Raw genomic sequence first — 14623 nt, forward strand, 5'->3', positions numbered from 1 at the left:
CTGCGTGCTTTCTCGTCGGCTTCGATGTTTCGAATGCCGCGTTTGGCCTGTTTCATTCGGTCCAAACGTGATTCCGCAGGCTCCTGGTCGGAACCACTGATTTTGTTGATGACCAACCAGGAAATCGAAGCGACGCCCAGGAAGATCGCCACGGTAGTCAGTAGCATCGGGTTAATGAATCCCGGGGCGGCGTTTTCAGCGAGGAGTGTGAACATGGGAGTGACGATGGATTGGATGAATGAATGGGAAACGGCGCGGAACAAAAGTTAAACCTTGATCGTGATAATCTTCTTGATCACCAACGCACCGATGATCTGTGACACGATCGCGGCACCGAGTGCGTATCGACCGAGGTCGTCGGTGAACAGCATCATTACGTAGTCATAGTTGAGTTTGAGCATCGTCAGGAAAAGAACCGGCGGCAACGCGAGCAAAACCGCACCACTCATCCGACCTTCCCCAGTGAGAGCTTGGATCGTGCCGAGGATCTGCAAACGCTCGCGAACCAGGTGGCCGATCTTGTCGAGGATCTCGCTCAAGTCACCCCCGGTTTGACGTTGTAGAATAACGGCCGTTGCAAAGAACCGAATGTCCATGTTGGGAATACGTTCGGCCATGTCTTCAATCGATTCGTCCAGCGGAATGCCGAACTTCTGCTCTTCGTAGCAGCGTTTAAACTCGGTAGCCAACGGCGGTTCCATTTCCTCACCGACCAATCCGAAACCGGCCTGTAGAGAGTGACCGGCACGAAGAGATCGACCGAGTAGTTCGAGTGCCTCGGGAATCTGCTGACCAAATCGGGCGAGTCGTTTCTTCCGTTTAAACAGCACAACACCCAACGGAAGAGTCGCGAGAAACAGACCCAAGACAGGACCGAGCAATACCGGTACGGGGGACATCACGCAGATGACAACACCGGCCAAGAAGCAGGCACCACACATTCCCATGAACTGCACCATGGTGATGTTCATGTCGGCCTGTTCGAGATACTTGTGAACAGCCGGGACGTGATCCATGACTCGGTCGAGTAGCGACCTCGCTTTATCCATATCGTCCACCAATAGCAGAGATTGGCTTTTCTCTTGCGTGCCTCCGCGATTATTCGTTGCCAGAGCGGCAAGTCGATCTTCGGTCGCGGTCGTCTCTTCGGATGGCATTAGCACGGAAGCGGCAAACGCGACCATGGCAGCAACGAAAACACCGACGGCGGCAATGATGATGAGCGAGGACATGGGAAAACTGAAACTTGGAGAAGAGTGAAAAAAGAGATCGTCGAACAACGGCGCGTTGACCGCGGGGGAAATGCGAACGGTTCCCCCCGGTCAACATCTTCGCTTGTTCGTTAAGCTTCCATCATGACTCGTTCGCGGAACGCGCTGCTAGGCAAACGCACACCTGCGGACTCGAGTTTGCTCATGAAACCAGGGCGAACGCCGGGGCATTCGAACACGCCGTGTGCCTTGCCTTCTTCGTTGATGCCCATTTGGCGGTAGCGATAGATGTCTTGAAGCACGATGGTGTCTTGTTCCATACCGACGACTTCGGTAATGGCGGTTACCCGTCGAGGGCCACCCTGCAATCGGTTAGCCTGGATCAACACGTCCACCGCACCGGATACCTGTTGACGGATGGCTTTGACGGGCAGTTCGAACCCGGCCATCATGACCAGCGTTTCGAGACGTGCGATCGCGTCACGTGGCGTGTTGGCGTGAATCGTAGTGAGCGATCCGTCGTGACCGGTGTTCATCGCCTGCAACATGTCCAACGTTTCCCCACCACGGCATTCCCCGATGATGATTCGTTCAGGACGCATCCGCAGGGCGTTTTTAACGAGGTCCGTTGCGGTGACGGCGCCGGACCCTTCGATGTTGGGTGGACGAGTTTCCAATCGAACAACATGGTCTTGTTGCAGTTGCAATTCAGCCGCATCCTCGATCGTCACAATCCGGTCTTCGTGGCCGATGAACGATGAAAGTGTGTTGAGGAGCGTCGTTTTACCCGAACCGGTACCACCCGCGATGATCATGTTCAATCGCGCTTTGATACAACCTTCGAGCAGCATCACCATTTCGGGCGTGAACGCACGGTAGTTGAGCAGGTCTTCGAGCTTGAGCGGGTTGCTACCGAATCGACGAATCGAAACGGCCGCACCATCGAGTGCCAGTGGCGGGATGATCGCGTTAACCCGAGAGCCGTCTTCGAGACGGGCATCCACCATCGGGCAGGTCTCGTCAACACGACGTCCAACCTTGCTCACGATACGGTCGATGATCTGCAGAAGGTGCTTCCCGTCGCGGAATTCCACGTCGGTCTTCTGCATCTGGCCGCCTTTTTCGACGTAGATGTTTTTCGGACCGTTGATCAGAATATCGCTGACTTTGGGGTCTTTCAAAATCAGTTCGAGAGGTCCGAGACCGAAGGTTTCATCGAGAACTTCATCGACAATCCGTTCCCTTTCCTGACGGTTGAGCAGGGTGTCTTCGGCATCGCAGAGATGCTCGACGACCATACGGATTTCTCTTTTGAGTGTGTCCCCTTGAAGGTCACCAACACGAGAGAGATCGAGTTTATCGACCAGTTTACCGTGAATACGGCGTTTGATTTCTTCGAACTGTTCCTGGCGACTGGTTTCGGGGCGGGCTGGTGCTGTGTTCGTGCGCATTGAGTGCTGTCCTTTGCGAGATGTCTAAACCGACTCACGCAAATCTACGACGGGAAACGTGACACACCCGTTTTAGGCAACCAATGCGATCACTTTGGGTAGCGGAAACTTTCACGCCCAGGTTATCCGTAACGGTTGTACCGATAAGGACGATTTACTTCGGCGATTGCTCGAAAGTACCAGCGGGTGATTGTGGGGCGGCATAGCGGTTACCGAGGACCGCCATCGCAATCATCCAACCTCCGCCCAAAAAGAGAGGGCTCAAACGCGGCCAAACCGCACTGCAGGCCGCAAGGGCGAAGAACATCAAACCCGAGATCGCGTTGCCTCCCCAAACATGCCCCGCCATCGCGAAGAAGCCAAAACCGCTCAGGATGCTAGCGAAGACCATCACATCGGGATGCTCTAGAAATCCCCAACCCCAAAGGATGTTGACCATCGTCATGGTCGCGAGATACCCCAGCCAGATTGACCAAACCGGGCGTTCGGCATTTCCCTGCGGCATCCACTCGCCGTCACGTGCGTAGTGGATCGACCAGGCGATTCCTAGCAGCATCAAAAGCCGAGGGATGAAATAGCCGAGGATGGACGCACTGCTCAGGGCCGAGGACTGCATCGACTGCAAACCGGACGGCGACATTGACTCCTGTATGATGAACATCACCACGTGTGCGGCCAACACAATCGCGCCAATGCGAAGTAATGCGCGCCCCCAGTTGGCGAACGTTGCCTGATGCTGGTCACGTGTTAGTTCTCGTGCGACTTTGGAGACGATGCCGTCTTTTCCTGCCGACGGGGGTTCACCATTAAGGATTCGGTCGAGATCGTCGGCAAACTCGTCTGCCCATCGATATCGGTCTGTTCGACGGGGAGCCATGGCTCGGCAAAGAACATGCTCGAGGTCCGAAAGTTCGGAAATTCTCGGCATGCCGCCCGGCCAATTCATGCGGAGCGACGGAGCGTCGGCACCGAGAACGCTCGAAAGGACCTCGGCAGTCGAGTCGCCGCGATGAGGAGGGGTGCCGGTCAACAAGGCGAACAGGATGCCGCCTACCGAGTAGATATCGGTCGCCGCCGTGACGTCCGACTCGCCCCGCGCCTGCTCGGGACTCATGTAGTGCGGTGTGCCGAGAATCTGTCCGTCCAACGTGACGCCCGGTTCATCTCGGTGCCATTTCGCCAAACCAAAATCGACAATCTTCGGGAGACCGTCGTCATCGATTAGAACGTTGTCCGGCTTGAGATCACGGTGGATAATGCCACGGCGATGAGCGTACCCGACCGCTCGGGCGATATCGCGGGCAATCTGTATCGATTGACGAACCGCCTCACGTTCGGTCATCTCGCATCCAGACAAACGTGTGTTCGCCGCGTTGACCTCGAGATGTCCTTTTCGTTCTTTGACGGTTGCCTGCAGTGATCGACCGCTGACCAGCGGCATCACGAAATAGTCCATCCCACGCCAGCAACCGATTGCGTGAATCGGAAGAATGTTCGGGTGAGAGAGCGTGGCGGCGGCCTCCGCTTCGATCCGAAACCGCATCTTCAGTTCGTCATCGGCGAGCAAACCGTCGCTGATCAATTTAACCGCGACGTCACGACGGAGACTTTGCTGCGTCGCCTCGTAAACGGTCCCCATGCCTCCTCGGGCGATTTCTCGTTTAAGAACGAAGTCATCAAGGACTTCACCGATGAGCGAATCTCTAGCGGGCTTGGTTGCCGGATCGAACCACTGTTGGTTGGCAAAGAAGCTGCGCAGCGGCTCGGCATGTTGCGGGAACCGATCCACTATCTCATCGAGACGGACGGGGATCCCTGCCTCGCGACGTTCAATGAAAAACGCCAACACGACTTCGAGCGATGCATCCGATGGCAACGGAATGCGCGCACAGATCGTTTCACCAACGGCGTTTTCATTCAATTTGCCGTCCGGCGTATCGCTCGATACGTCATCCGATCGAGAAGCGAGAGGTTTGGGAACTGGAGCGTCTGGCATGCTCCAATTCTAGCTTACTCCTGCCTCGTATATACGGCGGGATAGACAAAATTGGGGGTGCCTCTCGGGCAGAGATACCGGAACGTTTCACTCTGCGGGATTCCGTCTGCATCGTTCAAGGTCATCTCGATCTCAATCGGTGCGTCTTCGGTCGCCTCGAATGCGATCTCGACCGACACGCGGTCGCCCGTTTGCACCACTTTACGATCAACCAGCTTCCCGCGAACCAATCGAACCAACGGATCGAATTTGCTGTCGGACGCGGCGATATTCTCCGCATCGGAGACCAAGCGTTCCTCCTCCGGTTCGGCAGCGAGAGACACATTCTCTTCGACAGACGAGACTCCGGCGGACACCTCATCGACGTACCGCTGCGCGGTGCGATTGAAATCGAATCGCATTCGGATAAGCCTGTCGTCGCGCTGCACGTCAAACTCTCGGCACGTCAACAAAGGAAGCCCGCTTTCGTTTTTCGGCACGACGGCGGACGAGAGAGCCGACTCTTCGGAGAAGAAGAAAACCGTGTAGTTCAATTCCAATGGCCGGTTTGCATCGACCGGTGAGTCGCTAACGAAGTATGCCCCGATGTTGTCGATCCCCTCGTGGGCTCCCGGTATTTCAAGCAGTTCGATCCGTCCGGCGCCCCATGACTCGTTGGGACGGACCCAAACACTTGGTCTCTCGTGATAGCGAGCATTGGAGTCACGGAAGTGCTCGACGTCGCGGTCTCGCTGCAACAGCCCAAAGCCGTGAACCTGATTGACGGACGTGCTGGTGACCGACGGATAAGGCAGACGCGCGAGGCCTCGCCACATCCAACGGTCGCCTTCGTGGATCAGCAATCCGTCACAGTCATGTACCGAAGGACGTTCATCGAGCTTGGGGCCCTGCAACCCATCGCCCCAAATCCACATGCTCGTCAGTGGCGCGATAGCGACCTTGTTAGGTACGTCTCGAAAGTAGAGCGTTGCCCTCACGTCCATTTGCGACACATTCTGTCCGGGGTCGACCGAAAACTCATAGGCACCGGTCAGCGACGGACTGTCCATCAGCGCAAGCACTCGAACAACCCGGTCGCTCGGGCTAGGCTCCTGAACCCAGAAGGAGCGGAAGTCGGGAAATTCTTCGTCCTGGTTCATCCCTATGTTCACGGCCAAGCCCCGCGCCGAGGTTCCGTACACGGTGTCTGCGGTGCGAGACCGAAAATAACTCGATCCGAGAAACGTCAGCAGTTCCTGCGGGTCACCCTCCGGCTCAAAGCGACCTGCGATCTTGATCCCCGCGTAGCCGACCGACGCCGGAACCGAGAGGTCGGCGGCGGCACCGCCAAAGCGAAACTGGCTCGGGTGATAATGCAACTGCTTTGCGGTCCCGGTTCGCGAGAACTGATCAACAGCAAACACATTGACGCGATCTTTTTGAACGAAGCCGCGGTGGAAGAACTCCAGCCAAAACGGGTGCTTCGAATCGTTCCAGACGCCTTGTTCGTGCCGGAACTGAATCTCGCGATACTGTTCGTAATCCATGTTTGCGAGCACCGGAATGAGCGGCGGCTCGGGGACATACTCAGACGCCGCAACTCGTTTGGCGAACTCCTGCAAATCGCGGAACTCGGAAATGCGAAGTTCAGGCTGATGAGCACGCCGCAGAGAGGACGACGCCGTGCGATTGGCGGCAAACAAAGGTGGCTGCTCGGCGGTTGCGGTGCCGTATACGCTGAACAGCAACGTCGAGGAAAGCAGGAGCGTGGAGCCGAGCAGTAGCGTTGCGATTGCACCATTAGCGGTGCTGATGTGTCGAGTGACCATGCGCGGTTGGGGCAGTTGAGGAGGAGAGAAGAGAAAGTGCCTCGCTCGCCCAAAGTGCGAATCCTGCGCCGAAAACGCCTGGTTGGTTTCCGTCCGGACCGTGATCGATGTTCGTTATCGATGCCGGTTTCGGCACAATCTTATTCGCTGCCAAGCATGTCGCCATGCCGCGCATAAAACCGCATTGAAGGCGAAGACATCGCCTTAAGAGAACATCGCGTAGACACCGGCAAACCATCGCGAACCGGCGTCGCTCGTACGCCAAAATCAGACTGGTGTAAAACCGGCCAATCGGAACGCCCGTTGTGGCAGCGGATGCTTCATGAAAGCGCTCCATACGCCACCGCTGCGTAAATTTTCAGCCATCAAGAGAGAGATGCCGGTGTCGATTCCGATCACGTCACGGCTGACCCAGCCCGTGGCGGGATTGAACGCGTTGGCGAATCCATAGCGTCCGTAGACTCGATCGCCAAAGTGATCACGTTGATATCGAAGTGTGGCGATCGCTTCGTCAGGAACGACCGCGAGTCCGCCCGCCGACGCACTCGGAACGACTGTTCCGTCGATACCGCGGTCGGGTTCGAAACGGTTGTCCTCGTACGGCCCACCCCAATCGCGATAGCCGGACACCGAATCGCTGCTCGTGATCCCCCACAGGTTCTCGCTGTAGTGTCCCATCTCGTCGGGAAAACGTTCGGCGAGTTGCGAGAGGAACTCGATTTGGGCGTGATGAGCGGTGATCGAGTTCCGCCAATAGCTACGTCCGCTCGGACTGCGAACGTCACGGAAGTCGAAGAATGCCATCGGGTATTGATGAACGAACAACGGCGGATAGCTCAAGAATGTTTCGCCGCGATGCACCAACATCCGGTCGCGTTTCCACGCGTTCCATGCCGAAGGATCGATCGCATGGTTGGGGGCGCCGATCGCCATCAAAACAAGGATCGTCAACTCACTGAACCGGTCCCATTGGCAAGGCAACAAACCGTGTTCGGGCGACCACCCCATATGCAGGCAGTTACCATCGCCCAGCATTGATTGCCAATTGGTGCGGGTGATCAGTTCCTGACAGAGATTCTTGATTTCGATGTCATCGCCGAACGTCGTTTCGCTGCAGATCACCCCCGCCAACATCAACGCGGTGTCGACCGTGGAGGCTTCGCTGTTCATGCGTCGCCCGCCGTCGCTGCGGCCGATGAAGTGATAGACGAATCCGTTGTGGTGCTCGGCCACATCGACCAAAGACCGCAGCATGATTCGCGATCGTTCGCGAGCACTCTCAAAACTCTCGAGTCCTGATTCCGGAGCGATCGCGTACGCGGCGAGCCCAAACCCGCAACTCGCCGAACTCGCATGTTCGCTGAAACCGCCACCGTTGCGCATCCCACGGTCGCTAATAAACCCGGTTACCGGGTCTGCCGCATCGAGAAAATACCGGTAGCAGCGTTTGCGAAGGTCGGTCAAAAATGGGTCGTCGTGCACCACGGAAGATCCGCCGAGGGAAGAACCGCATACGAGAGGTGCGGAGGCCGCAACAACGCTAGAAATGAAACGGCGGCGAGTCAATGTGCCGAGAAGCTGCGACGAGGCAAATTTCGGAGTAGACATAAGGCACGAGGCGAGGCGGGAAGCAGGCGGGATAGGAAATTTCAGGAGGGAACGCGAGAAAGTCGAACCGGGTTGAAAATGGTTCGCCGTCACCGCGGCCCGAAGGATACTGAAAGGGCCCAACTGCCGTCAATCTGTCCTTTGCAGCCGCCACACTGCGAGAATCGACGCCAATAGGCTTGTTCGATACGACAGCCGGGTGAAACCTGTTCACTGGTATCGCTGTCGAGTGCTCAATTTTGGAGCATTTTCCGCCAAACGCTTAGTAAGTGTTGGGCATCATGGTCAATTTACGATCACGTCGGACGTGATAAATCAAACCGATGTCCACACTACTGAAATAGCATCCTTTTTCTGCATAGGGAGCCCCAAAATGAAGATTTGGTGGTCCTCCGCGGCATGGTCGCCGACACACACCTCGTCCGCCCCTAATGTGGAACCATCTCGCAATAAAACGTGCTTTCGAACCGCGGTTTCTCGCCTGCCAATTTTAGTTGCATGCAACTGCACTAGGTTGACGACTACTTTGGCACACGCTTTGAAGTTACTCGATACCCATCGGGATGAACCGACAACCGGGACGTCAAACTCTTCTCAATGTCCCGACACTCTTCTATCGAAAAGGCTTCTGTCATGGACACGAATCAACAACATCAACGCGCCGAAGGATCGGGCATCGCATCAACATTCCAATCGACGAGCAAGAGAAGCGTTCCGCCGATCATGCAACGTTCGATGAACCATCCCGAACCCATTCGGATGGCCGCTCCGTTGCGATGGGATTGGTGGTCACGCTCGATTATGGAGGGCTCGCAAATGTTGCTGCGGAGCATCTTCCTGCCGCAGCACGAAACCTTTCGAGTCGCCAACGACTCATCACGACGAGGTCGTTAGGGGCCGGAGAATCATCGACCATGATGACTGCAAACCCGCGGCGGATGGATCTCCCTACGTCGCTCTGATGTAGGTCGATCGTCGTCGTCGATCAGTCATCGTTAACGATCAATCGCGTTGACGCAGCCTCGCATGGCAGAGCCTGCCGGCGAGGCTGCGCGCAACGCATCGGTCGATCGTACCCCCGGTCTGCGCCGAAACGACAGAGCGGTTCTCGACAAAGCCGGTCTCTCGGCACGCGCGACTCACCCCCGCGTCGCTCGTTTTGGGTGCAACCGTCTTCGACGCAACTGACCGACGCGAAACTCTTCTCTTCACCAAAGCTTCTCCCAACGTTCAACTGGAACCATCATGACCGCCCCTGGACTCAACCGCGACGAGTCGACCGCCGACGTCATTGCGTCACGATGGCGAGTGCTCGTCACATCGTTCCTATTGTGGTTAGTCGGATGCTGTGCGTTCTACACGATCGCGATCGCTGACAACTCACTTCGTTTCTTCGAAGCGATGAGCATGCTGCTCTTTGTCGTGCTCTTCGGTTGGATCGCGTTTTCGTTTTCGCTAGCGATGGAAGGCTTCCTCGGCAAATGGTCAACCAAAAAGCAACAGACACCTGAGAACGCTCAACGAGACGACAACCCGTCGCGTCGCACCGCGATTTTAATGCCGGTTTACAATGAGTCACCAACACGGGTGTTCGCTGCGATCGCGGCGATGCGAGAACAGTTGTTGGAGCGAGACCATCCCGGCGGATTCGATTTCTTCGTGCTCAGCGATTCAACGGATCCCGACGTTTGGTTGGAGGAGGAGTGGTGTTGGTCGGAACTGACCGATCGGTTGGGCATCCACACCAACGGCGGACATCTCGATAACCCGGCCGCCGTGGGTGAAGAGAATCCTGCTCAGGGCGACGTTGGTATTTACTATCGACACCGCTCGGAAAACACCGCCCGTAAGGCGGGCAACGTCGCCGACTTCTGTGAGAATTGGGGCGTCCAATACCGGTACATGATTGTCCTCGACGCCGACAGCCTCATTTCGGGCGATACGATCGTGGAAATGGTACGCCGAATGGATGCCGATGACGCGATCGGGATTCTGCAGGTTCCACCGGTGCCGGTGGGGCGACGTTCGCTTTTCGCTCGCCTACAGCAATTCGCGGCGGCGGTGTATGGGCCGATGTTTGCCGAAGGTTTCGACCGGTTTGCCGGTGACCGTGGAAACTATTGGGGACACAACGCGATCATTCGTACAAGTGCCTTCATGCGACACTGCAGCCTGCCGGTGTTGAGCGGTTTGCCTCCACTGGGCGGCGAGATCCTGAGTCATGACTTTGTCGAAGCCGCGTTGATGGTCAAAGCAGGATGGAAAGTCAAACTGGCCAACGATCTCGGCGGCAGCTACGAAGAATGCCCGACCACGTTGCTCGATTTTGTGAAGCGGGACCATCGCTGGTGCCAGGGCAACCTGCAGCATTGGCGAATCATGCTCGCCGAACGGATCCACCCGGTTTCTCGCATGCATTTTCTCAGCGGGATCCTCTCGTATGTTGCCGCACCGTTGTGGTTAATCTTTCTCGCGACAACTTTGGTCGCGGCGATCATCAATTCACGACTCGGACAGGCAGGCTCCTGGGACGGTGCAACTGCGGTGTGTGTCACCTTATTCGTCGGCTCGATGGCTTTGCTGCTGCTTCCCAAAGCGATCGCGGTTGCCACGTTATGCATGGACCGACAAGAACGCAAACGTCTCGGAGGCGTCGGTCCCATTGTCACCAGTGCGATCCTCGAGACGCTACTGTCTACAGTCCTCGCACCCATGATTGCGGTGTACCACGCCCGGTGCGTGTTTTCAGTGCTGGCCGGACACAATGTGAAATGGACCGCCCAGCAACGATCCGAAACCGGCGTATCGTGGTCGGAAGCGTCGGCACAAATGTGGCCACTGACCGTACTCGGCGTATTCATGACCGTCGGCTTGGCAATGATCGAACCGACGTGGCTCATCTGGTTTTCTCCCCTACTGATCGGGTGGACGTTGTCGATTCCGATCGCGGTGATGATGGGCAGCCAAGCGGTCGGACGCAAACTCGCCAGTTGGGGATTGTTGCGAATTGCGTCGGAACGATTTCCTGAACCGATCCTCGCTCGTCATCAGTTCTGGATCAACGAGATCCGCACGGTGAGGTCAGAGCAAAAGCACGAGAGTTGGTTCGAAAGGCTCTTCGCGGATCCGGCCTTCCGCAACCAACATATCGCGATATTGCGTTCAGCCGAAACCGATCGGCGAGTACCACGCGGTGCACCCGAATGGGAAACGCGTTGTCAACCCCACCTGCCTGCCGCCGCGATCGCCGAGCCCATTCGGCGACGATTGTTGTGCGACGGTGAATGGGTCGAAAAAATCGGTGAGGAAACACAACCGCAGTAACCGACTCAGCCAAACGATTGCTCGTTTGAATCCGCGATGCGGTGCGTTTGTGCGAACCGCTAACTTTCGCAGGGCTGATCGGATGGCGAACCGGAGTCCGACGCTTTGTGCGGCTCTGCCGTTTGGCTGGATTCGCCATCTTCATTTGGCTGAGTGGCGGCAACTGGCTCGGGCGATGGGCTTGAATTCGAGTCCGCCGCTTCGCTTGATGCTTGAAGCTCTTTCTGTCGCTTCCGTTCGGCTCGCTTGGCAACGTGAGCCGCGGCGATTTCCTCCATGGTCAGAATCTCTTCGGGTTCCTTCCGACCGAACTGCTTCTCGTAAAGGTGTTCAATGAACTCCGGCAGCGGCAGTTTCCATGGTTTCTTGTCACGGTCGGCATAGCCGCCAAACTTCTTGGGGCTGAGCCCGAGCTCCCTCGCCATTTGGATGTGCTTGTGTGACAAATGGAATTTTCGTCGAGCGTCGATCCAGGGTTGGAATTTGTGGGGAATTCGTTGTTTTTTTGCCATAGATAGAAGATTCGGAGCGGGCGAACAGAGGTCGACTCGATCGACCGGTTTGATGTGGAGGATTTCCAGATTTTTCGTTCCGCATACATTACAATGCGGCCAGGATTTTTCCCACCTAGCCACCTTAGAGATAACCTCCCCACCATGTTGTTGTCAGATTCACTTTTTGTCCGATTGCGTCTTTCGTTTCACCTTGTGCCCGCCTTGATCGGTTGCCTGACGGTCGTTGGCGTCGGTCCCGCAGAGATGCGGGCCGATGACGCTGTTTCGAGCGAACCGGCGATGAAGGTTGTGTTTGAAGAGGATTTCGAATCGGGGCTCGATGCGTGGGATGTCCTCGATCCCAAGACATGGACGCTGAACGAAAAGGATGGCAATCACACCTTCGCGATTACCGCCCGCAAATCGGAATACGTGCCACCCGTCCGAAGCCCGTTTCACGTCGCGTTGGTGAAGGACCTTGAAGTAGGCACCGTGGAGATTTCATTCCGCGTTCGCAGCACGATGGACACCGGCAACCACCGGGACTGCTGTGTGTTTTTCAACTATGTCGACGACCAACATTTCTATTACGTGCACCTGGGGGCAAAGCCGGACCCACACAGCGGACAAATCATGATCGTCAACGAGGCTCCGCGGTTGGCGTTGACCGAGAATGAAAAACCAACCCCCTGGGATGACGAGTGGCACCACGTTCGTGTGGTTCGCACGGTGGAGACCGGAGCGATTGACGTTTATTTCGACGATATGGAGACACCTCACCTAAGCGTCGTGGACAAAACGTTCAGCAAAGGACGCGTCGGAATTGGATCGTTTGACGACATGAATGAATTCGATGACGTGGTGGTGCGTGCTCGCTAGGGAGTGTCGCTTTTGAACGCATCGGGGTATGCTTTTTGGTTTGCGTTTGGTTGCTCGTGATCCGTTTTTGAGTAGCCCGTTTCTACCTTCTGCGAATTAGCGAACCAGTGCCGTACCCCGCCCGCGCCCCTTTTCCTGCCACCCGCATGCGTCGAGTGCGTGCCCATGATTGGGCACGTCGATTGACTCGCGAAAACGTTCTCAGCGTTGATGATTTGATTTGGCCGCTGTTCGTGCACGACGATCAGGGAGTCCAACCGATCTCTAGCCTTCCGGGCGTTTCGCGGTTGGATGTTCGACACACGTTGGACGCGGTCCGGCGGGCGGTTGATCTCGGCATTCCGGCGGTGGCTTTGTTTCCCGCGACCGATCCTAAATTGAAAACGGAAGACGCCCGAGAGGCGATCAACGTGAATAACCTGGTTTGCCGCATCACGCGGGAAATCAAAGCGGCCGTGGGGGATGCGATTGGCGTAATCCTGGACGTCGCATTGGACCCCTACAGCAGTCATGGCCAGGATGGTTTGGTCCGCGACGGAAGGGTCCTGAATGACGAAACCGTCGAAATGCTCTGCCAACAGAGTGTGGTGCAGGCCGGTGCGGGGTGCGACATCATCGCCCCGAGTGACATGATGGATGGTCGGATCGGACGCATCCGCGAAGCGCTCGACGCGGCAGGACACTGCGATGTGCAGATCATGTCGTACGCGGCCAAGTATGCCAGCGCGTTCTATGGCCCGTTTCGCGATGCGGTCGGCTCTGCGGCCAATCTTGGTGCCGCCGATAAGAAGACATACCAACAATCACCGTCGCAGTCCGACGAAGCGGTCCACGAAGTGGCGCTTGACCTCGCCGAGGGTGCCGATTGCGTGATGGTCAAACCCGGGATGCCGTATCTCGACGTGGTTTCGCGGATCAAACAAAGTTTTGGAGTGCCGACATACGCATATCAGGTCAGCGGCGAATACGCGATGTTGCGTGCCGCGGCCGATGCGGGTTGGCTCGACGGCGACGCGGTGATGATGGAAAGCTTGGTAGCGTTCAAGCGTGCCGGGGCCGATGGAGTCCTGACGTATTTTGCCGATTCCGCCGCGGAGCTGCTGCAATGAACTCCGACCCAACAAAAAACGCTCAATCGCGCAACGAAGAGGCTTCTGCTAAGCAACCTTCGCCGGATGCAACTTCGACGTCTTCACAATCGCTCGCGTTTCCATGGCACTGGGAAGACACGCTCATCGCTGGGCAAAAACGACCGCTCGCCGCCGCGTCGGACCCCGATGGGATGCTACTCGACGCGTGTCGTCGCCAGGACGAAGGCGAAGAAGGTGTGATTGACCCCTTTTGGGCGACAACATGGCGAGCCGCCTCCGGGCTGGACCGATTCCTTGACCGGGTCGATATCTTCGGGAAACGGGTTCTCGAGGTCGGATGCGGCACGGGGCACGCGGGCATCGCTGCGATCCTTCGCGGTGCGATTGTGACCATGACCGACGGCGTTGCCGATCCTCTGCATCTGGTACGGCTGAGTTTATCGCGTCTCGGTTTGAAGGCGGACGTGCGAGTGTTCCGGCTCGGTGAAGATCATCTCGAAGGTGAGAAATTCCCGTTCATCCTCGGAAGCGATGTCACGTACCTTCGTGAACTGTGGCCGGCGCTTCTCGATTCGGCCGAAGAACATTTGGCCGATGGCGGTGAAATGTTGTTGAGTGATCCGAAACGAGTGATCGGGAATGAGTTCCGCGAATGGATCCAAAAGTATCCGCAGTGGGTGTACCGCGAAGAGTCAGTAGAACTCGATGACGACCCTGAGCATCCGATCCGAATCATGCGTTTGACCCGAAGGGAATAACGC

At 56.8% G+C, this 14623-nt stretch carries 11 protein-coding genes and 1 pseudogene; 5 read left to right on the plus strand and 7 right to left on the minus strand.

Annotated elements, in window-relative coordinates; all coding sequences use genetic code 11:
* The 6 genes and pseudogenes from RSSM_RS19395 to RSSM_RS19420 form a co-directional block, all read right to left on the minus strand.
* Window positions 1–215: pseudogene (locus RSSM_RS19395) on the minus strand (type II secretion system F family protein); the annotation flags it as partial.
* Window positions 216–266: 51 nt separating this feature from the next.
* Window positions 267–1232, minus strand: a complete 966-nt coding sequence (locus RSSM_RS19400; RefSeq protein ID WP_008682556.1) for a type II secretion system F family protein — start codon at window positions 1230–1232, stop codon at window positions 267–269.
* 110 nt (window positions 1233–1342) lie between these two features.
* Entirely contained in the window at window positions 1343–2662 is a 1320-nt protein-coding gene (locus RSSM_RS19405; protein WP_008682559.1) for a CpaF family protein, read from the minus strand.
* Between the two features lie 154 nt (window positions 2663–2816).
* Window positions 2817–4658, minus strand: a complete 1842-nt coding sequence (locus RSSM_RS19410; RefSeq protein WP_008682561.1) for a serine/threonine-protein kinase — start codon at window positions 4656–4658, stop codon at window positions 2817–2819.
* Between the two features lie 14 nt (window positions 4659–4672).
* Window positions 4673–6466 carry a glucan biosynthesis protein gene (locus tag RSSM_RS19415; protein WP_008682562.1) on the minus strand — a complete coding sequence of 598 codons (1794 nt, stop codon included), beginning with the start codon at window positions 6464–6466 and terminating at the stop codon, window positions 4673–4675.
* A gap of 267 nt (window positions 6467–6733) precedes the next feature.
* The gene (locus RSSM_RS19420; protein ID WP_008682564.1) at window positions 6734–8074 is read right to left on the minus strand and encodes a glucoamylase family protein; all 1341 of its coding nucleotides are present in this window, start codon (window positions 8072–8074) and stop codon (window positions 6734–6736) included.
* Between the two features lie 633 nt (window positions 8075–8707).
* Here RSSM_RS19420 and RSSM_RS19425 point away from each other — a divergent pair.
* Both RSSM_RS19425 and mdoH read left to right on the plus strand, forming a co-directional pair.
* Window positions 8708–8968 carry a hypothetical protein gene (locus RSSM_RS19425; protein ID WP_008682565.1) on the plus strand — a complete coding sequence of 87 codons (261 nt, stop codon included), beginning with the start codon at window positions 8708–8710 and terminating at the stop codon, window positions 8966–8968.
* A gap of 351 nt (window positions 8969–9319) precedes the next feature.
* A complete protein-coding gene (mdoH, locus tag RSSM_RS19430) occupies window positions 9320–11398 on the plus strand; it encodes a glucans biosynthesis glucosyltransferase MdoH (protein WP_008682569.1) in 2079 nt (692 codons plus the stop codon).
* 59 nt (window positions 11399–11457) lie between these two features.
* Here mdoH and RSSM_RS34295 read toward each other — a convergent pair whose 3' ends face one another.
* On the minus strand, window positions 11458–11910 hold the full coding sequence (locus tag RSSM_RS34295) for a hypothetical protein (protein WP_008682574.1): 453 nt from the start codon (window positions 11908–11910) through the stop codon (window positions 11458–11460).
* 246 nt (window positions 11911–12156) lie between these two features.
* On the opposite strand from RSSM_RS34295, the gene RSSM_RS19440 reads away from it, so the two are divergent.
* The 3 genes from RSSM_RS19440 to RSSM_RS19450 all read left to right on the plus strand — a co-directional run bounded on the left by RSSM_RS19440 (window position 12157) and on the right by RSSM_RS19450 (window position 14620).
* Window positions 12157–12771, plus strand: a complete 615-nt coding sequence (locus tag RSSM_RS19440) for a hypothetical protein (protein WP_044303069.1) — start codon at window positions 12157–12159, stop codon at window positions 12769–12771.
* Between the two features lie 146 nt (window positions 12772–12917).
* On the plus strand, window positions 12918–13880 hold the full coding sequence (hemB, locus tag RSSM_RS19445) for a porphobilinogen synthase (RefSeq protein WP_008682578.1): 963 nt from the start codon (window positions 12918–12920) through the stop codon (window positions 13878–13880).
* Window positions 13877–14620: a class I SAM-dependent methyltransferase gene (locus RSSM_RS19450; RefSeq protein ID WP_008682580.1), complete on the plus strand. Its 744-nt coding sequence runs from the start codon at window positions 13877–13879 to the stop codon at window positions 14618–14620. The genes hemB and RSSM_RS19450 overlap by 4 nt, the downstream gene beginning before the upstream one ends.
* Window positions 14621–14623 lie beyond the last annotated feature (3 nt).

Source organism: Aporhodopirellula sallentina SM41, assembly GCF_000346505.1.
Taxonomy (GTDB): domain Bacteria; phylum Planctomycetota; class Planctomycetia; order Pirellulales; family Pirellulaceae; genus Rhodopirellula; species Rhodopirellula sallentina.

Bases quoted from the DNA above. Each gene is read 5' to 3' on its own strand.
- mdoH (WP_008682569.1), top strand. From the start codon at position 9,320: ATGACCGCCCCTGGACTCAACCGCGACGAGTCGACCGCCGACGTCATT.
- RSSM_RS34295 (WP_008682574.1), bottom strand. From the start codon at position 11,910: ATGGCAAAAAAACAACGAATTCCCCACAAATTCCAACCCTGGATCGAC.
- RSSM_RS19410 (WP_008682561.1), bottom strand. From the start codon at position 4,658: ATGCCAGACGCTCCAGTTCCCAAACCTCTCGCTTCTCGATCGGATGAC.
- hemB (WP_008682578.1), top strand. From the start codon at position 12,918: ATGCGTCGAGTGCGTGCCCATGATTGGGCACGTCGATTGACTCGCGAA.
- RSSM_RS19405 (WP_008682559.1), bottom strand. From the start codon at position 2,662: ATGCGCACGAACACAGCACCAGCCCGCCCCGAAACCAGTCGCCAGGAA.
- RSSM_RS19415 (WP_008682562.1), bottom strand. From the start codon at position 6,466: ATGGTCACTCGACACATCAGCACCGCTAATGGTGCAATCGCAACGCTA.
- RSSM_RS19420 (WP_008682564.1), bottom strand. From the start codon at position 8,074: ATGTCTACTCCGAAATTTGCCTCGTCGCAGCTTCTCGGCACATTGACT.
- RSSM_RS19440 (WP_044303069.1), top strand. From the start codon at position 12,157: ATGCGGGCCGATGACGCTGTTTCGAGCGAACCGGCGATGAAGGTTGTG.
- RSSM_RS19425 (WP_008682565.1), top strand. From the start codon at position 8,708: ATGGACACGAATCAACAACATCAACGCGCCGAAGGATCGGGCATCGCA.
- RSSM_RS19450 (WP_008682580.1), top strand. From the start codon at position 13,877: ATGAACTCCGACCCAACAAAAAACGCTCAATCGCGCAACGAAGAGGCT.
- RSSM_RS19400 (WP_008682556.1), bottom strand. From the start codon at position 1,232: ATGTCCTCGCTCATCATCATTGCCGCCGTCGGTGTTTTCGTTGCTGCC.